Annotated in this window: 17 protein-coding genes; all 17 read right to left on the bottom strand. The window is 39.0% G+C overall.

What is annotated here, in order from left to right; genetic code table 11:
• Nucleotides 1-25: 25 nt before the first annotated feature.
• The gene (locus C8267_RS03905; RefSeq protein WP_106633695.1) at nt 26-982 is read right to left on the bottom strand and encodes a glycosyltransferase; all 957 of its coding nucleotides are present in this window, start codon (nt 980-982) and stop codon (nt 26-28) included.
• A gap of 34 nt (nt 983-1,016) precedes the next feature.
• Entirely contained in the window at nt 1,017-2,147 is a 1,131-nt protein-coding gene (locus tag C8267_RS03900; RefSeq protein ID WP_106633694.1) for a glycosyltransferase, read from the bottom strand.
• A 1-nt stretch (nt 2,148) separates the two neighbouring features.
• On the bottom strand, nt 2,149-3,399 hold the full coding sequence (locus tag C8267_RS03895) for a polysaccharide pyruvyl transferase family protein (protein WP_158699699.1): 1,251 nt from the start codon (nt 3,397-3,399) through the stop codon (nt 2,149-2,151).
• Nucleotides 3,396-4,544, bottom strand: a complete 1,149-nt coding sequence (locus tag C8267_RS03890; protein ID WP_106633692.1) for a Coenzyme F420 hydrogenase/dehydrogenase, beta subunit C-terminal domain — start codon at nt 4,542-4,544, stop codon at nt 3,396-3,398. The genes C8267_RS03895 and C8267_RS03890 overlap by 4 nt, the downstream gene beginning before the upstream one ends.
• 11 nt (nt 4,545-4,555) lie before the next feature.
• Complete coding sequence (locus C8267_RS03885) at nt 4,556-5,512, bottom strand: glycosyltransferase family 2 protein (protein WP_106633691.1); 957 nt, start codon at nt 5,510-5,512, stop codon at nt 4,556-4,558.
• A 437-nt stretch (nt 5,513-5,949) separates the two neighbouring features.
• The gene (locus C8267_RS11155) at nt 5,950-6,582 is read right to left on the bottom strand and encodes a transposase (RefSeq protein ID WP_234025678.1); all 633 of its coding nucleotides are present in this window, start codon (nt 6,580-6,582) and stop codon (nt 5,950-5,952) included.
• A 998-nt stretch (nt 6,583-7,580) separates the two neighbouring features.
• Nucleotides 7,581-8,741 carry a glycosyltransferase family 4 protein gene (locus tag C8267_RS03875; RefSeq protein ID WP_106633690.1) on the bottom strand — a complete coding sequence of 387 codons (1,161 nt, stop codon included), beginning with the start codon at nt 8,739-8,741 and terminating at the stop codon, nt 7,581-7,583.
• Nucleotides 8,742-9,017: 276 nt separating this feature from the next.
• Nucleotides 9,018-10,112, bottom strand: coding sequence for a glycosyltransferase WbsX family protein (locus C8267_RS03870; protein ID WP_106633689.1), 1,095 nt, complete (start codon nt 10,110-10,112; stop codon nt 9,018-9,020).
• A gap of 1,240 nt (nt 10,113-11,352) precedes the next feature.
• Nucleotides 11,353-12,798 (bottom strand): flippase, encoded by a 1,446-nt coding sequence (locus C8267_RS03865; protein WP_106633688.1) that lies wholly within the window; start codon nt 12,796-12,798, stop codon nt 11,353-11,355.
• 3 nt (nt 12,799-12,801) lie between these two features.
• Nucleotides 12,802-13,782 (bottom strand): acyltransferase family protein, encoded by a 981-nt coding sequence (locus C8267_RS10885; RefSeq protein ID WP_158699698.1) that lies wholly within the window; start codon nt 13,780-13,782, stop codon nt 12,802-12,804.
• A 1-nt stretch (nt 13,783) separates the two neighbouring features.
• Entirely contained in the window at nt 13,784-14,692 is a 909-nt protein-coding gene (locus tag C8267_RS03860; protein WP_234025676.1) for an acyltransferase family protein, read from the bottom strand.
• 44 nt (nt 14,693-14,736) lie between these two features.
• On the bottom strand, nt 14,737-15,681 hold the full coding sequence (locus C8267_RS03855; RefSeq protein WP_106633686.1) for an acyltransferase family protein: 945 nt from the start codon (nt 15,679-15,681) through the stop codon (nt 14,737-14,739).
• A gap of 138 nt (nt 15,682-15,819) precedes the next feature.
• Nucleotides 15,820-16,968, bottom strand: coding sequence for a dTDP-glucose 4,6-dehydratase (locus C8267_RS03850; protein WP_106633685.1), 1,149 nt, complete (start codon nt 16,966-16,968; stop codon nt 15,820-15,822).
• A 2-nt stretch (nt 16,969-16,970) separates the two neighbouring features.
• Nucleotides 16,971-17,879: a dTDP-4-dehydrorhamnose reductase gene (gene rfbD, locus C8267_RS03845; protein WP_106633684.1), complete on the bottom strand. Its 909-nt coding sequence runs from the start codon at nt 17,877-17,879 to the stop codon at nt 16,971-16,973.
• A gap of 3 nt (nt 17,880-17,882) precedes the next feature.
• Nucleotides 17,883-18,452, bottom strand: coding sequence for a dTDP-4-dehydrorhamnose 3,5-epimerase (gene rfbC, locus C8267_RS03840; RefSeq protein ID WP_106633683.1), 570 nt, complete (start codon nt 18,450-18,452; stop codon nt 17,883-17,885).
• A gap of 30 nt (nt 18,453-18,482) precedes the next feature.
• On the bottom strand, nt 18,483-19,388 hold the full coding sequence (rfbA, locus tag C8267_RS03835) for a glucose-1-phosphate thymidylyltransferase RfbA (RefSeq protein WP_106633682.1): 906 nt from the start codon (nt 19,386-19,388) through the stop codon (nt 18,483-18,485).
• Between the two features lie 52 nt (nt 19,389-19,440).
• Nucleotides 19,441-20,595, bottom strand: a complete 1,155-nt coding sequence (locus C8267_RS03830; RefSeq protein WP_106633681.1) for a glycosyltransferase family 4 protein — start codon at nt 20,593-20,595, stop codon at nt 19,441-19,443.
• Between the last annotated feature and the right edge of the window lie 91 nt (nt 20,596-20,686).

The following is a 20,686-nucleotide window of genomic DNA, read 5'->3' as shown; positions in this document are numbered from 1 at the left end:
AGAGGCATTCTATCACTCTCAAAAATTACTTTAGAGTCTTTAGCAATTGTCTTATCTTCCATTTTAATCGTATTCCACAATAAAAAACCTTCATACAAAAAAGATATAATATTCCAACGTTTGTATAATGTTTTAGGTAATAATAATTACTTTCCAAGGAACAGTTTAATACAAACTCTGAAGGTGCTTTATTATCTATAGTTGTAGCTCCTAAATGGATACACTTCAATCGAGTATCCAAATAATTCTGTCTTCCAAGATTATGTATTTTAACCCATAAAATATTTTCTTCATTATACAAAAAGGTATGCGGATCAAATGATCCTATACTTCTAAAAAAATCCTTTTCTATTAGCATACAACTTCCTGAAGGTAATTCGATTTCAACCAAGGGATCTTCTAATGGCAGATTCTTACCAACTAACAAATTTCTTTTATTTCGTCTTTTTGAGAGCAAACCTCCAAAATCATGAAAAAGAAATAGATATTCTATAAAAAGGTCACTCAAAGAGGTTGATTTTCTGGCACAATTGTAGTCAAGTCCATTCATATCCTTTTTATATAATATGGGACTGACGATAGCTCCATTAGAAACAGACTGTAAATCTTTGACCAAGCAACCAATAATATCCTCAATAAACAGAATATCACTATTTAAGATCAAAATATACTTTATATCCAAATCTTTATATAGAAGATTTAGTCCTTTATTATTCCCTTGCGCATATCCATCATTATGCAGTGATACAAAGAATGTAATATCATTTAATGTCTCTATAGTTTCTCCTTCTTCTATCCTCTTGTATCGAGCCAAATATTTGTGAGATAAATATGAATCTATTGCCGGCACAACAGCAGGATTAGTTGATCCATTATCCACAATAACTATTTTTATAGGATACGTATTGAATCGCAATACTGATTCGACACAATTCAAGGTATCCTTTACATTATTATAATTTAGAATAACAACGCCAACCATTAGTCCACAACTCAGTTATTAGACCTCAATAAAATTAAAATGATCTATCTATATTGCCTCTAGATTCATTCATCTGTTGATATAATTTAAGATATTTTTTAGCTGTTACAGACACATCATATGTTCTACATACATACTGTAAGGCCCGATTAGCTTTACTCAATGCATCGTCATAATGGGAATAAATATAATTAAGCTGTTTAGCTAAATCATCTACACTCCCATTTTCAAATACCCATCCATAACAATTACCGCAAGTCACTTCTGCAGGACCCTGTCCAGCAGAGACCAGAACTGGTAATTTAGAAGCCATAGCCTCAGCCACTGTTAAACCAAATCCTTCTCGACGCGAAGGTTGAACAAATAAGTCATAATCACACAAATGTTCGGCAATATACGATTGCGATCGGACTCCCAAAAAATGAATATACTTCTCAACATTCAGCTCTCGAGTCAGATTTTCTAAAAAGAAACGACTTTTACCCTCACCAATGAAGGTTACATGAATCTTGCCTTGAAGTATAGCCACTGCTCGAATTAACAAGTCCTGCCCCTTTTTGTTATGCTCTAAACGACTTACCATGACAACATTCATTACTTCGCCTATCGGCATATTTAACCGATGCCGAAAGACTTGAGTCAGAATACCATTATTTACAACAATACTATTAATATTGTATTTCTGCCATAGTTCATCTTTCACGGCATCGCTAATAGCAAAAACAGCAGGAACTTTATCGATAAAAATAACATTTCCACTATCATATAATCCTAAAATAGGAAAAAGTCGATACAAGATGCGATCAGGTTTCACTGAGCCTCTCGGTAAATCATGCAATGTAACACAAGTTATACGTCTTAATCGTCCAGGCCATATTAATTTATAAAATTTACTCATATGAATATGGATTGCATCTGGAGCGACATTGGCAAGAAGTTTATTCATTCGAAAAGCAAATGATAAACTCTTACTTCCACATTTACGATGAATTAAGTGAACAACGATTCGTCTATCGAATTTACGTAATAACTCATCATCATATAAGTCATTAATAATCATCACATGTACATTGGCATTTTGCTCTACCTGAGCATTTGCAATATTTATTAGCATGGTCTCAATTCCGCCAAAAGAAAGAGACCAAAAAATATGTATGACTGTCATCCTAGATCTGTACAAGACTCTCTATTAGTTTTTCCCTTAAATAAACTTGACGCCTCAGTAATTTCTGACATTCTATTTGATAATTATCTATTAATTTATCAATAAGGTCAGTCAAAATCTCTGCATTCACATAATCAATATCTACGCAATACTCCTCGCAAAGAATATTTCTCATATATTCCCGCAATTTATATAGATAACTAATTGCAATAATTGGACGGTTACCAGCTCCAGAACATAAAATAGCAGCGTGCATTCTAGTAACAATAGAGAATTTGCATTGCGAAAGTAGAGAAGCCATTTCTACTGGGGATAGTATTCGATCTATTAGCACGACACCCTGCTTTTGTTCCATTTTTTGAAATATATGTGTCCCTATAGCAACATCATCGTATGATCCAACCCCAACTACAGTCGGAGTAAAAACAATCTGGAAGTTATATTTCTCAATTATATAATCTAGACATTTTGCAATAGCCAGTTCATAGCCATCCTGTCGTGTTGGGCCATTTACTTTTCTAAATAGCCAGTATATACAAGAAACTCCGACGAAATTCTTCTGGATTCCAAATTCTTGTAAAAGAGATTGCTTTTTATCGACATCCAGAGATTGCAAAAGAGCAATATCATATGAACTGAATTGAAACGAGGCTCTACAATGCCAGTTTTTTAATATATCGAAAGATTTTTGATCTCGCACAAAAATAGCATAACTCTTATTTAAAATATTTTTTGCTAGATAGATTGTAGTTTTATTAAATACCGGGCCAATCGTTAGAGAAAGATGAATCAGTTTCTTTCCCATTTTAACATATGTACCAATCGCATAAAGCGATAATAAAGCAGTTTTATAATAGACGTCATTAATACGTTCAGCTCCTATACAATAGATATAATCGGCTTGTTCCACCTCTTGTAGGTTCTTTTTCTTCCTTCCTCCAAAAGCCCAACTTATTTTCTTACAGAACAAAAGGATAAACCTACTATATAAGATCCAGCTGACGCATTGAATAAACCACAATGTTTTTCTCAGAGCACCACCTCTAGGTATTGGAAAAAGATCAGAATAAACCGCTATCCGATCAAACATTCCATCTTTCTCGAGAGTTTGAATAACTGACTTAGGGTCTAGACAAAAGACAGAAATAGAGCAATTCGGATTTTTGTGCCGTGCAATTTTAATAGCGTTTTCAATGAGGGCCATTGAGCCAACATTATTAGCTGTTCCACCTTCAGTTACAACTACTTTCATCTTAATATTTTGGTACCTTTTGTTATAATTCGTTTTGGGAAACGACATATTGTATGAATATAGAGGAGTAGCCGCAATCGCCTTATATTCAAAGGCTCATTACATCTCAGCAATTGCTGCACATACGGATAAATTAGTGGTCTTCGAGCATTCTCCTTCATCTGATATTCGGCTATTTGCTCGAAATCATGCTTAATAATTCTACAATTACTTTGTTTTAATAAACTAAGCCCTTTCTTAGAGAAACAAACAACTGCGCTGACTCCTTGTGAATTATTCCGATATAGTCTACCCCACGCATCTCCAATCCTAATATCCCCAGACGATTTAGAATATTTAAACTTACAATTGTCATAACAAGCTTTACTGAGACAAGAATCACTTAAAAAAGTTTTCAAGAATAAGTCTCCGTCACTCATTTTTATATACAAATGTCCAGTTCCCCCTTGTATATCCATTGCCCAGGAGTCATGCCATCCGTCCTTTTTGTCTCGCCATTTGACTCTTTTAATCTCACCAATTCGATCTTTTATATGATCTAAATATTTATACCATAACAAATAGGATGGGACACCATGGCAGAAAAAATCCACCAATATAAAATTGTCCTCTTTCCTAATTTTTCGCAAATATCTCCTAAAAGAATCGATATGACATGGTGTTCCAAATACAATATACCTATCATTTGGATCAATCTGCCTCATACCGATTAAAGTATTACTTTGTATGTACTTACTCCCGACAGATTCATTTAACTGTTCAACTGTAGTAGCTATATAATGCTCTGCAACATTTTGATCCACATCATATCGCACGGCACACACTTTATACCCTAAAGATAATGCTACTCTTGCTAATTCAAAGCCTACTCCACCCGATGAACACTTTTGACGAACAGCCACATCATTACTCCATCCGGCAAAAGCATTAACTTGCTGCGCTACTAATGCAACTCCCTCATTATAAAATGAGCAAACATCTACACAGAGCCCGCATTTTATACAATTAACGACAGAACTTATTTGTGGTTGGAAAAATCCATCTTTATTAAGTCTAACCTCAATTATATGTTTTGGACAGACTTTAGCACATACAGCGCAACCGAAACAATCATTTATACATAGGTCTTTAATATTTAGTGCCATAACCAGCTATTTTAAGATAATTTACATTGCAATATCTTATACTTTAACACAAAATAAACCTTAAGCATAAATAAATAAAGCCGCCCTAATCTATATGTAAACAATATATGATTCTTGCGCATTAAACTTAAGCTTAATCTTTGCAATTCATGGACCCATTTCTTTGCCCTATCTCGGAGACCTAAAAGTAACGAGTAATATACAAGATTGTTAAGTAATGCAGAAAGAGCATCGACTTCACCCAATCTTACATAATCATTTTTAAACCAAAGATACCGATACTGATTAGCTTGATAATATTTTTGGATGGTTTCTTCATTAGTTGCTATCATGGTTCTTGTCACGCTATCATTGCGACTTCGTTCTCTAATAGTAACCACTCGATTTGTAAATAACATTTTCTGCGCCTCTCTAAAAAAGCGAAGGAAAAATACAGCCTCAAATACTTTAAGCCCTTCGTCGAATGGATATTTTTTTAATATCTGAGTACAAATACAATGAATAAAATCTCCTCCAATGCTTCCTCGAAGAAAATCTTGAAAGGTTAATTCAACGGTTAGTTTGCCGTTAATTATGGGATTCCTTTTATAATAATCAAGCATATCGTCTGCAGCAAACATATACGCCTTATATTCATTGGAGGAGACTATTGAATCAATAAAAGCTAGTGCATCTGCTACAAAATAGTCATCACTATCCAATATTATACAATAATCACTCTCTGCTGCTGCTATTGCTGCATTTCGAGCAGCATTGGTACCTCTATTCTGTGAAAATGAGATATATTTTATATGCTTATATTTTTCAGCATATTCTTGAATAATTAACGCTGATCGGTCAGAAGAACCATCGTCAACCACAATATGTTCAAAATCAAAATCGGCTCTAGTATTACTAATAACACTATCAAGACAACGAGCTATACAATCTTCTCGGTTATATACCGGCGTTATAATCGAGTATTTCATAAATCAATAATCTGGTATTTAACCCCTGTCCTAAATTCTATAAAGGTCGAATTCATAAAAAGCATTCAACCCTTAGATACAGAATCTTTATTAATAAATGTAGGGAGGAGTAATGTTAAAACAAACCATTCCGGTTTTTGAAGATTTGATGATGAACCTAATAGAACTAGATAATCCTAGCATCCCTGCATTTGAGATAACAATTTCCATCTATTCTCAAATGAATTGTCTTCAATAAACTCATTATACCCTTTTAATTTAGGGACAGTCGTTTAATTCCGTCATTATGAGTCAATCGGCAGACTGTCCCGGTAATTTTTCCGATCGAACTCATCTTTTTATATTTTCGGCTCCGTTTCGGAGCCCCTTTTTTCATTTTTGGACCCAACTGGAGCCAATACTCCAGTGAAAGGGCCGTTTCTCACTCACCTCGAACATCAGGCAGCCTGGGCAATTTCGTTGACTTCCCGCCGGACGAGCTGTACTGCATTCGCCGTGTGGATGCCAAAGAAGATGTACAGGATTTCGGTCAACTTCGTCCTTGCCTTGATGCGTTTCAGGCCATAGTGTTCCTTCTGCGTTCCGAACGAGCCTTCCATCCTCGTTGCCCTCACCCTCGCCAGCTCGTTGCGGATGATGTCGTTCTCTTTCTTTTCCAAGGACGGACGGCCACGCTTGACGAATGACGTCTGTATTCCTCTATCCTTGCAGTACCCCCTGTTGGCGCTGCCGGCATAGCCTGCATCTCCTCCGACCTTCTTCGCCTCCACACCGAAGAGCTTTCGGTGCATCTTCAGGCAGTGCGTAAGCCTGGTTCCCTCGTTGAAGGCATTGAATGACAGCTTCTCGATGAATGAGAGTCCGTCAACCTGGATGTTGTTGCACTTCGCACCAAACTCTACGCTCTTCACTTCCTTGCCTCTCACGATTGGCCTCACATACGGCTTGCTGATGCTCACTATCCTGTCCTTGACACTCTCGCGAGGATTGTTGTTCTCGAAGTGGGCCTTCTGCTGGCGGTACACTCTTGTGATGATTTCAATATCGCTCTTCTGTCTGGCTGTCAGCAATTTCTCCGCGCCTGCATTCTCCCTCTCCAGTGTGCGGGTCTCCTTCNCTGGGCTTTCGTATGCCTGCGCCGCTTCCTGTACGACAGGTTGGCCTTCTCTACGTCTACGTACTTCGTCCTCGGACGGTGCACATTCAGCTTGGCACTCAGAGTGCACATTATCTCATATGACTTCTCTATTCCTTCCCACAGAAGCTTCGCATCCGTAGGATAGCGCATCTCGCTCTCGTAGCAGGTCGCATCCGTATACATCGTGTCCAGGTCCTTCATGTACGGTTTCCAGGCTCTTGCCAGTATCTCCTGCTGCTGTTGGATCTTCAGCCCGCGGGCCAGCTCCGAAAACACGTCGTCCAGAAGTTTGTAGTTCGTCAGAGGATGCATCGGGTCTATTCTCACATCGCAGAAGAGCTGATAGTGGACGTTGCCGTTAAGATGCTCCATCAACCTCGGGCTGCTCAGACCTGTGTACATCTTCAGGAACATCAGCGCAACCTTGCCCTCCGGGGTGAAGTATGTTTTTCGCCCTTTCTTCGCTCTCATGCTCTTGCTTATCAGTCCAAAGTTCTCTGCCATCTCACCAAGCGGCAGCCTCTTCCTGATTTTTCCCAGCTCGCTAGTCTCGAACGTCCGCCTATACAATTCATAAAAATCGAACTCCGTGAAAGGAAGATTGGGTGATATTTCAGAGAAATTTTGTACCTTAGCCATGCAGATTAATTTTTGCGATACCTCCAAATTTGGCTTTTCTAGGGCAATTGGAGGTATTCTTTTTATCTTTAGCTAAGATACAAATTTTATATTACATTGGCAATCAATTCGTTATAAAGTTTTTATTCTTTTTACGACAGTCCCTATTTTAATGCCTTTTTTCTGTATGTCATCTTTCCACTCATACACAGCGGCATTATAAAATTGAGTATTACATTCCCTTAAGAAATTAATGTTTTCATTTTATTTTAAGATATAAACATACATAAAATAACAATATATCAACTATAACTAATGGTCATAATTAAGTACATATGTATAATATTCATATACATGGGCTGCTGAGATTTCATTTGTATATAAGCTATTAACTAATCTAAATGATAACTCAATTATCTCTGACCGCCGTTTAATAGACATGTTTTCAGACTCAAACATTCGGTCTACGAGTTCATGTTCGGTTGAATATCTTAACGAAATAGGATCCCCTACATATTCATCAACATTATCAAATTGCTCCTTTGTACCTCCTGTATCTTTCCCGATAACAAGCGTCTTATTAAACATTCCTTCACATGCAACTCTACCAAATGCTTCAAATCTAGATGGTACAATAACAGCAACTGAATGTGACATCAATTCATCAACATCGTCTCTAAAACCAAGCAACTTTACTCCATCAAGATTGTTTTTTTCGATATATTGCTTAACCCATTGGTGGAATGAATTATACTCATTAAAAGTTCCTAAAATAAATAAGTTGTTAGCCCCTCCCCTGTCACAATATTCTTTATAAGCGAAGAGCAATTCATCAAGTCCTTTACCTTGATATATAAAACCTGCAAATAAAAAATAGTTACGAGGTTTTTGTAGCATTGCTATAGAATTGGGGCGAAAGGACCTAACTCCATCATAGATTTGCACAGATGGATTTTCCATCCTAAAATATCGATAAAGATCTTTAGTAATCCCTATATTGAACTTATTCAGCCGTAACACTCGACGGAAATTCTTCAGTCCTCCGATATAATGCATATCATGATCAAGAATCTGATATTCTCGAATATGCCATATATGAGGAATTCGCATTTTTTTACCAAGAAGGTATCCAAGGTTTACAACTCCAATATTAGTATGAATAATATATGGCTGAAATTCCTTCACAATCGTTTTAAGAGCATAAACATCTCTCCTCCTCCGCAAACAAGCTTTAAGCCTCCTAGGGACATAAAGAATTTTATCTTTTAGTGTTGTGTTCGGCGGACATAGAGCCCATTCAAAATCATAAAATAATGATTTTACACCTATGCGCTCTAACTCTGGTATCAAATCCTTTCTCCCACATATGACAAGAGGTTCGATATCATAATCTTTCGTCAGAATTGAAAGTATATCAATAAGGGCTTTATCTGATCCGCCCTTTCCACCTAAAGCTATGTATAAGATTTTCATATATATAAAGATATGATTTCCTAACGGCTAGTGGCAGAAATACACCGCTACATAAATAAAAAAACAACCATTTAGGAGAGTCTTCAAGAACGGTAAATTGTGCCAATAATTTGATATCAGATAGAGAGAAGAAAAAATCTTTTTATATATGTAATTTTATTCTCAATATATTTATCTTTAAAACAATATCCACTTAAGATATGAAATAAACAGATGAAATCAGTTAAAAAGTTTGACACAGCAAAACTATGAGCAAGAACCACCATTGAGACCTGATTATATTTCAGGATTATACTCATCTACAGCATCTTTAAAAGCTTCCAAAAAACCTGTCCGCCATTTTAAATCGGGCTCCAAATGGCAACCTTCCCCCCATTCATTCCAAGCATTAATAAATACTAAGTTTTCTTCTTTCGAAAATGGTTTAAATTTTTTAAAGGTTCTTATTACCCACTCTTTAAACAATAACGGAGTATTACCGATCCAACAAGCGAAAGCTCTATGTGATTTTCGCGCAGCATTATCCCAACCCGGCATCACACATGGATACCGTTTATAATATGGCATCGGTTTACTAGATACATACCGCATATATTTTTTATATGAGTGAATAACTGGAATCTTAGCTTTGCCAATAATCGCCTTACAAATCTTATTCAACTTTAAAATTACATAATCCTTATACTTTGCATAGCCATAATTGCAATGAGGCTGAAACTCCATACCAGCATCATATCCATAGTAAAAATAATCTGGGGTTTTATCATTGTGTTCAACGGCTATAATATATAATCCAATACCTTCTTTTGCCGCTTCTTCTCTAAAAATCTGTAATGTTCTTGTCGGATTCGGCATAATTAATGGCCGCCATATGGCAAATACACATTTCCCGTTAATCCTAATGTATCGAGGATCTTTAAATGCAGATAAAAGATAGTGAATATGCTTTCTATCATCTTCTTCCGAATAGACCTGCTTTATCAACAAATCATCAGATCTGTCTGTCCACGAACGACTCCAATTCTCATTAGCCCAACAAAGCATAAATGGGAAATCAGGTTTGCCTGTTGCCAATACCTCTTCAAAAGGTCTCTCCATCAATTTCTCACCTGTAAACCAATAGTGATAGTAACAAAAGCCATCTATTCCATATTGCTTAGCCATTTGAGCTTGCGCTATTCGAGTTTCTTCTAATCTAAGATCCACAAACCCGAGATCTCCCGGCAATTGAGGTTGATAATGTCCTGGGAATCTAGGCTTTGACGTAGTAACATTAGTCCACTCTGTATATCCCTTTCCCCAAGCTTTATCATTAAGAGCAAGAGGATGATATTGAGGCAAATATATAGCAATTGATCTAAACTTTCTCATAACTTACATCTCATTAAATAAACCCATATCAAATATGTTAACATTTATCTATTGATACAGATTCGAAAACACGAAAAGGACAAGCCTAACCTTCACAAAACATATGTTCTCCGATATAAATATATATAAACTACTAAACAAAATAGCACAATTGTATCTGGCATCCATAAGCACCAGATTGTCGGCACTAACATATGAATCAGAAACATTCGCACATCCGAGAAAGATCGCCTATCAAATAAGATCCTTAAAATAATGTTGAAAATAGCTATTATACCTAATAACCCAAAAAAAGCATAATAACCAAGCCATCCAACATCATTAAAATTCCACATATTAGCATACAATCTCAACCAAAGTGCAGGATTCGATATACTACTTATTATACCATTACCAAAAATATCGCAAATAAAATTAGGAGAGAGATCTGTAAGGAAATATTTAATAGCTGTCCATCGTACATATCCATCATCATCTAATTGTCCTCGGGTTTCATTTAATAGATTTCCTATAAGTTCAAAGTTATAGGATAGTACGCAAGATAAACTTATTATTATTATCGATTTTAAAAAGAAATTAAATTTAACTTTATACACAAGAGTATATATATAAAAGAACAAGCATGGGAACATTAAAGACCTATTCTGATTTATTACATAGTAAACCATCAAACAACTAACAAGTATTAAACCTTTAAAAGAGAATCGTTCCCTTAACTTCATCAAGAGATAATAAAAATAAAATAAAATTATAGTAGTTCCAGGAATTGAGTTATTCATTGATATTTCCGCATTCGCATCATAAATAACATTAGTCATTGGAATATGTAATATCCAAATACAAAATGCTATTACAAGGAATGTATAAGTGTAATATTTGAATCCTTTTATAATCTCATCTGCAGATGGAGAGATCCATAATAAAGTGAAAAGAAATAGATACGAAAAAAGTCTCCTATAAGTCAAAAATGATTGAATAGGACTTTGTCCCCAAAAAAGGAAACAAGTAATAATACTTATTCCTATTGTAATCCAGACGAATTCAAAATACTGAATATATTTTTTAGTTAATGAGGTTTTAAAAATTATCCTCTTTGGGCGGAAACATATAAAACCCAAAGCAATAATTCCCATCAGTAAGATAAAACTCTCATTGGAATCATATACTAGATCAGGTAAGAACCTCAGATTAAAAAGATTACTTACTACAACTAGAACCAGATAAACATATAAACTAGGTTTCAATGCTTCGAATATTTTGTGGATACAAATCGTATTACATTATTCACAATAAACTTTTCTTTTAGTATCAATAAAAACAAACCATACACAACAACACCGACAAAGAATCCCACTACACAACTGGCCAATGCTCCGATATCGCAAATATTAACGATCCAAACAACGGCAGCACACATTAAAATAGATGCTACAAAATATTTCATTGCATCAAATATGATTAATGGCCTAGGTAAGTAGTAACGTCCAATAATAATCATTGTTATTAATACAGCTAATTCTGACAAAGAGCTCGCTATTGCCGCACCATACTGCGAGAAATAATAAATGAAGGCTGCATTAAGAAGCAAATTAACAATGGCTCCTACCGATGTTGCTATAAGTACCATTTTTTCCCTCTCTTGAGAGATCAGAACTTTTGCTAACAAATTAGAGCAAGTCCCCAAGACAATAACTGGAGCTAAAAAATCAAGAGTAAGAATAGAAGGCTCAAATTGTTCTCCTGCAAAAAGAAGAATTAAAGGTCTCCCTAGTGCATAAATACCAAAAACTATCGGAAGACTAAGTCCTAATGTTGCATTTATACCTTCCCGACTTAAAGAAAAGAATTGTGCCCGATCTGTCTTTGCCAAACTTGATAGTCTAGGGAACAGAACCGTACTTAATGACAATACAAACCCCATTAACATTCGCTGTATGCGGAGTGCAGGATTATAATAACCAACGGATATATCATCTTTAATAAATCCAATCATTAGGTTATCCATATTAAAATAGATCATCGTAGAAACAGATAAAAGGAATAAAGTAACAATTGGCTTAATATGTTTTTTTAAATTTCTATATCTAAGACAAATATTCCTAAATGACACATATTTCCTTAGCATAAATATGTTACATACATTATTCCCTGCCTCTGAGAAAATAAGTATTGCCATATACCAATATACGTCGGAACTTTCACGAACAAATACAAACAATCCGACAAGAGATAAGACTCGGAATATCAATACTCGAACTGTAATAAATCGGAACTCCTCAATTCCTTGGAAAAACCAAGTAAAACCTAGGAAATTCAATATTATATGAATACTAGCAATCGAGTATATAAGCCATATATCATTTATACGATCAATAAAATATAAAGATAACGCTATTAAATATGACAATATAGATAATACAGCATGTATAGTGATTATCTCAAATGTAAAAGTCGATAATTTTTGCTTATCATTTTTTAATTTAGCGACCTCTCTTAATGCATATGTTGGTATACCTAAAGCTGCAAACATAACAAAATATGCTATGATTGATTGCGCAAAGGCCACCGCGCCAATACCTTCAGGATTTAAAATCCGAGAAGTATATGGAAATGTGATCAATGGAAATATTAGCCCAGAAACATTATTTATCAAATCATAAATAAAATTCCGTTTGATTGATGCCATTACCTAACAAAGATATTTATAACTTGACTGTGTAATTTTTTCAAATATTTTACTTGATATTTTCTTTCTCCCTAATTCAAATGGACAGATTAGCAATATCGTGATAAGGGCCGCAAGAACATAATAATACCATCTACACCAATCCATTATTAGACCAATATAAACATGTCTTAGACAACTCTCAGTTATAAGATAAGAAGCAAAAACAGTTGATCCAATTATATTAATAATCCGAATTGATCTCATCTTAAAACATTTAAATACATAAAAGGCCTCAATAGCCATAAGAATAATTAACGGATTATTATACGAAATGGAACGAAGAACCCAAGAATCAAGGTTCCATTTAATAAACAAGAATATTAGGGAACAAGATATAATAGACAATAAGATAATTATCTTTATCCGATTGTTAATTAATGCCTCAATCGGATATTTCCTTAAATATCGTCCTAAAAGATATATAAAAACGAAAAGAGGTAAGTCTCCAATACATCCTATTTTAGTCCCTATACCAAGAGAAAATATTCCCAAATAAAAAAATGCAAATAAGAGTAATACTTTCTTGAAATAAGTTTTAGTCCAGCCATCACAAATATTAAGCATCGGACTTAACAAAATCAACATCAAATATTGTGTAAAAAACCACCAATAATTGCTAGAGACAGGAAATAAACTAATGAACAATGCTTTAACATCAAATGTATTATCTATAGCCATTCTTACAAGACATGTTAGAACACTATATGTAACTAACATACCTAACAACGAAATAAATTTTAGTCTTTTTAGTCTTACCTCATAGTATCCTGAAATAAAAATAAAGCAATCAACCGGGAAAACTAATATAGGCGTTATAAATATAATGGGATGAGTTGTAAGATTTTCAAGTATACCATATCCATATACCAAATAATGCCAAATAATTATAAGTATCATCAATACAATTCTTAGCAATTCAATATTACTATCTCTTACTTTCATATTAATAAAGTTTTATAATATTCTTCCAATCGTAGTTAGCCTCAGAAAATGTTTGCTTCCAAAAGCGAGACAAACACCTTAGCAAATAGGCTACTAAAAGAATAATCAAAAACATAATTAATATATTCAGAGGGAACAGATCATTAAATTTATCTGTATATAAATTATATTGTACTAAATAAATTTCTAGACATAAGCCTCCTATGACCTTAATTATTATTCCTGGGATTTTTTTAGAATATAAATTCAAAACCCAACTACTATTACATATCTTATATAGATAAAATGCAACTCCTATTAATGGGAATATGGTCAATAATTGAAGCCATATCAACGTCGAAATAAAACTGAAATAATATAATAAATAAAATAAGGCAACAGACAGACTCAAGAAACACAGACTAACAACCGGTCTACCAACTGTGAATACACTCCTTTTCCGATATAATCCTAACATTGCACCAGCTAACACACTAAGGAAAAAAATCCAATATTTAAAAGTCGTTGATCCATAAATACTCATAGATTCCAACCCTACTGCTTCAGAAGCCAAGAAATACCGTATCCCAATTATTAATGCAGAGATTCCAAAGACCCAGTCCAAATGCTTTATACAAAATCTTTTTACAAACCAAAGTATTACATAATAAATCATTATGCACTCTACGAACCAACCTCCACCGTGTAGTATAACATCAAGAATATTAACCTGCCACTTCCACACAACGCAGCATACTATCATCCAAGCAAATACAGTTGGATATATTCGATTAATACGTCTTTTATACCAATTAAAGAAACTCGTATTATCTCCTAAAAAAAGAGTATATCCTGAACAAAAGAAAAAAAGAGAATCTCCAATGGCGCCACCTGTAGCTAAATAGGAATATTCACCGTAAAGAATCTCCATATGGCTATTGGTAATTAGCAAAGCAGCCAAGAATTTCAATATATCTATTGATATATCATACCTCTGCATAGCCTTCGAACTAAACTTACTGATACAATAATAAAAACTAAGAAAATAAATACATATAATGCAACAAAAGGTTGAAGCAATTCATATAAGGCGCAAACTTTCAATATATTGATTATTAAAAAATGCCAAACATAAATTGGCAAAGATGCTTTTTTACAAAAATCCGCAAAGGCTATTAGGAGGGGGGAGGATGGTATACGTACAGACAAGAGGAACAAAAAGAGCCCAATAGAATAAAAAGGAGTACCTACATAAAAGGCGGATTTATCTGATAACATCCCGCCCCAATATTTACTTTCAAATAATGTCAAGATTACGAAAAATAAAGCAATCGCTAAATATAAATATTTGAGCTTCTCCTTTCCTCCATCCAATGTACGAATAGTAAAACCACATGCGATATATGGCAAAGTAGTTAGTAGCCAATTAGCATCATAATTTTCAATTAAACGAGAGAAAGGGAGGAGATTATATTTACCCAAGGGTGATATTATAATAAATGGCAAGAACATATATATCATCCAAACAACTCCACATTTTTTTAATAAATGTATTATAGAGAGTGAAATTATCAAAGCTAATAGATACCACAAATGAGGTGCATTTATAAATCCAAATGAATTGTACAATGCTAAGATCTTTAAACTGGGGATCTCGACATCAACACCTTCAAATAGTGCTAATATCAAATAAACGATAACAGCCAACAATAAAATTCTGAGATAAACAAGAATCTTGTTAAAAAATAATTTATCATCCTCTCTTTTGCCATTTAAATAATATCCAGTTACTAAACAAAAAAAAGGAACTGCGCATTTATATATAGGATTTGTCCCCCATGTAATAAACGGAGCATGAATACAAATAACAAAAAAAGCAGCAACAATTCGAAAAATATCTATAGCTACATTTCGAGACATATACAATCTCTTAAATATTCCAATTTATAATAATCTACCAATCAAGCAGATTAATACCATGCATATTATGAGACTTTAATAAGACTTGATTATACAGGGCCCAAATATACTTCAAGCTAAAAAAAGCTATTTTTGTTTTTAGAACCGAGACGAATATAAACTCTCATAATAACGTTCGTATTCTCCCGAAGTGATGTTATCCATCCAAGCCTGGTTATCCAGATACCAGCGAACGGTCTTCTCGATACCTTCCTCAAACTGCAACGAGGGTTCCCAACCCAGTTCACGCTGCAACTTCGACGAATCAATCGCATAACGCATGTCATGCCCCGGGCGATCCGTTACGTAGGTGATCAGATTCATATCTTCACCCTCTTTACGGCCAAGAAGTCGATCAACCGTTTTAATAACCACTTTAATCAAATCGATGTTCTTCCACTCGTTGAATCCGCCGATGTTGTAGGTCTCGGCCACGCGGCCACGATGGAAAATCAGGTCGATGGCGCGGGCGTGGTCCTCCACGTAGAGCCAGTCACGGACATTCTCTCCCTTGCCGTATACGGGCAGCGGTTTGCGGTGGCGGATATTATTGATGAACAACGGAATCAATTTCTCGGGGAACTGATAGGGGCCATAATTATTCGAGCAGTTGGTCACCAGAGTCGGCATGCCATAAGTATCGTGATAAGCCCGCACGAAGTGGTCACTCGAAGCCTTGGAGGCAGAATAGGGGCTGTGCGGATTATACTTCGTCGTTTCGTAGAAGAACTCCTCGCCGTAAGCCAGATGGTGCTCCGTCGAGGAGGCCGTAGTCGTAAAAGGAGGCTTGATACCCTCGGGATGCGTCATTTTCAGTGCCCCATACACCTCGTCAGTCGAGATATGGTAGAAAAGTTTGCCTTCAAAGCCCTCGGGGCGCGAACTCCAATAGCGATGAGCTGCCTCGAGCATCGAAAGGGTTCCCATGACATTGGTCCGTGCAAAGGTGAAGGGATCCTTGATGGAACGGTCCACGTGGCTTTCGGCCGCCAGATGGATAATGCCATCCACCTCATACTGCTGCATCAGTGAAAGAACAGTATCGAAATCACAAATATCCGCTTTGACGAAGGTATAATTCGGTGCCTGCTCGATATCCTTCAGATTGGCCAGATTCCCGGCATAGGTCAGCTTGTCGAGGTTGATAATATGATAGTCGGGGTATTTCGTAACGAAAAGCCGTACGACATGCGAACCGATAAAACCGGCTCCACCGGTAATGATGATATTGCGTTTGAAATTGTTCATGACTACATGTTTTTAAGATTGTCCATGCAAATCTTCAGCGAATCGACCCAATACGGAATCCGAAGGCCGAATGTCTCCTTGATCTTGGTCTTGTCCAGCACGGAATAGGCCGGACGTTTGACAGGGCTGGGAAACTCGTCACTGTGGCAGGGCTGGATGTCGCACGTCGTATTTCCGGCATAGGCGGCAATCGCCTTCGTAAAGTCGAACCACGAGCAGACTCCCTCGTTCGAATAGTGGTAGATACCGCCCCTGGCATATCCCTGCGTCGTATCACAGGCCGCATAATCGGCAAGGACCGTTCGGATGGCCAACGCCAGATCGTAGGCATAGGTCGGGGTGCCGGCCTGATCGAATACGACCTTCAACTGCGGTTTGGTCGACGTGAGGTTGAGCATCGTCTTGACAAAGTTCCGGCCAAATTCGGAATAGAGCCAGGCGGTACGAAGAATGACATACTTGCAACCCATGCCGAGAATATACTGCTCTCCTTCAAGCTTGGTCTGTCCGTAGACTCCGGTTGGAGTTCCCTTCTGGTCTTCACGGCAGGGCGTATTATAGGGGTCGCCGCCAAAGACGTAATCCGTCGAGATGTGGAGCAGCAGCCCGTTCACCTCCTTTATGGCCTGAGCCAGATTGCGAGGTGCTTCGGCATTCAACACCCGGCAGAAAGCCTCGTCGCTCTCCGCCTTGTCGACATTCGTATAGGCTGCGCAGTTGACAATGCAGTCAATCTGCTCCTCCCGGACGGTGCGACGAACTGCCTCCAGGTCGGTGATATCGAGCCGGGTCGTCTGTACGCCCTCCGCCTCGACGACATCCGTGAAGACAAATTCGTGGTCCGTATCCCGACTGACAATACGCATCTCGCGTCCCAACTGACCGTTGGCTCCCGTTACAAGAATCTTCATCGCCTAATAGAGTTTTTCGTTGTAATCAAAAAGCCACTCCGCATCGCGCAGACGGCTGTGATGGCAATCCTTTTCCGAAAGAAGGACCTTGTCGGTCGGAATCCGCCAGTCGATTCCCAGATCGGAATCGTCCCAGGCCAGCGCACCTTCCGACTGCGGTGCATAGAAGTTGTCACACTTGTATTGGAAAATAACCTCGTCGGTCAGCACACTGAACCCATGGGCAAACCCACGGGGGATGAAGAACTGGCGATGGTTGTCCTCGGTCAATTCCACGGCAACGTGCTGTCCGAAGGTCGGCGAACCCTTGCGGATATCCACTGCCACATCCAACACGGCGCCCTTGATTACACGGACGAGTTTTGACTGTGCATAGGGCGGTTTCTGAAAGTGCAGACCGCGAAGCACGCCGTAGCTCGACTTGCTTTCGTTGTCCTGTACGAAAACCGTATTGCAGACTTTCTCCTGAAAATCGCGCTGCGAGAAGGATTCGAAGAAGTAGCCGCGTTCGTCGCGGAAGATGCGGGGCTCAATGATGACCACCCCGTCGATATCAGTTTTGATTACCTCCATTTTTCAAGTTTGAAATCAATATATCTTATCTTAATCGAGATTGCTTTTCCCGGTATGTGCAAGTTCATCAACAACCTTCAGCAGATACTGCCCGTACTGGTTTTTCAGCATCGGCTGCGCCAACTCGCGCATTTTGTCTGCCGTTATCCACCCTTTCCGGAAGGCGATGCCTTCGAGGCAGGCAATCTTCAGACCCTGCCGTTTTTCAATCACCTCCACATAGGTCGAGGCCTCGGCCAGCGAATCGTGCGTCCCGGTATCGAGCCAGGCAAAACCCCGCCCGAGGGTCTGGACCTTCAGTTCGCCGTCCTCCAGAAACCGCTGATTAACCGAGGTAATTTCCAGTTCACCGCGAGCCGAAGGTTTGATACTCTTGGCCACCTCCACCACCTTGTTGGGATAGAAGTAAAGCCCCACGACCGCATAATTGGACTTGGGCTTAGCGGGTTTCTCCTCGATTGAAAGACAATTACCCTCGTTGTCGAACTCCGCTACACCGTAGCGCTCGGGGTCGCTGACCCAATAACCGAAGACCGTCGCCTTGTGGTCCTTCTCGGCCGACCGCACGGCCTCGTGCAGCATAACCGAGAAGCCGTTGCCGTTGAAGATGTTGTCTCCGAGGACGAGGCATACCGAATCGTTGCCGATAAACTGCTCGCCAATCAGAAAAGCCTGCGCCAGCCCGTCGGGCGAGGGCTGTTCGGCATATTCGAAACGGACTCCGAAATCGGATCCGTCACCCAGCAGGCGCTTGAACCCGGGTAAATCCATGGGCGTCGAGATAATCAGAATCTCCCGAATCCCGGCCAGCATCAACACCGAAATGGGATAATAAATCATCGGTTTGTCGAAAATGGGAAGCATCTGTTTGCTGACCCCCTTTGTAATCGGGTAGAGCCGGGTTCCGGAGCCACCTGCCAGTACAATACCTTTCATGATTTTATGATTTTGAATCGATTTTACTTTTACCCTTTCAATTGATACAGGATTACATCCTGTCCATCTTCTTCTGGAGCCAGAAGAAGATGCCCGTGCGGTTGAGGTGCGTGCGGTAGCCGAATCGGTGGAGAATCAGCAAAAGATGCGTCTTGTGACGAATCTGGTACTCCATGAAGTTATAGAGCCCCACGGTAATCAGCAGCGAGGCAATGACCACAATGTACAACTGTACGTCAATAGAGCATCCTGCCAGGTTGCTGAGCCAGCCGCACAGGGCGACGAACAGGTTGAGCAGCAGAATGGCCAGCGTCGTGGCGGCGTGTGAGCAGCCCAGACGGATGAACATGTGGTGCAGGTGCGTCTTGTCGGGATGGAACGGCGACTTGCGCTTCAGAATGCGCGTCGTCATCACGCGGAGCGTGTCGAAGACCGGAACCGAGAGCACTGCCAGCATGAAGGGAATCAGCCCGACATGCTCTGCATCGTAGATTTCGCAGCAGGTGCCGTGCGTCAGCGTCCGCATGACGAAGACCGAAATCACGATGCCCATGACCAGCGTGCCGCCGTCGCCGATGAACATCTTCGACGTTTTGCCGAACAGGTTGTGCAGGAAGAAGGGTATGAGCGACCCGGCTGCCACCAGCGCCAGTATGGACAGGGACCAGTCGCCTACAGCCCAGAACATCACACCGAAGAAGATGCTTGTCAGGATGCAGTAGCCCGACGAGAGTCCGTCCACTCCGTCCATCAGATTGATTGCGTTGATGATGCCCACGGCCGCCACGACCGTCAGCGGCACGGCCACATACTGCGGAATCTGGTGAATGCCCCACAGTCCGTGGAAGTCGTTGAGGCTGTATCCTCCGATGTAGACCAGCAGCAGCACCGTGAAAATCTCAATCAGAAACCGCAATGCGGGCGAGAGGTCGAGGATATCGTCGAGCGTTCCGGTGTAGAGCATAATCATCATCGCCACCACGACGATGAACAACTCGGAGCAGTCGTACCAGAATCCGGCGCAGCCCAGACCGATGACCGAGCCGAAGAAGACGGCGATGCCTCCCAGCACGGGGACCGGCTTGCGCTGCAGCTTGCGCGCGTTGGGGTTGTCGACGATGTTCTTGTCGAGGGCAATCTTGACCAGCAGCGGATGAATCCACCAGACGCTCAGCAGGGCAATCAGGAAAGAGAGAATGAATGGCATAAATATGTGTATTTGAGCCGGGATGCATGGACGTGTCGTGCAGCGAGTGGCATCTGGGCCATCGGCACCTCCCGGCAGGGTGAGATTGAAC

The organism is Alistipes sp. Marseille-P5061 (assembly GCF_900290115.1).
GTDB lineage: Bacteria > Bacteroidota > Bacteroidia > Bacteroidales > Rikenellaceae > Alistipes > Alistipes excrementigallinarum.
This window is presented reverse-complemented; position numbering and strand designations above follow the sequence as displayed.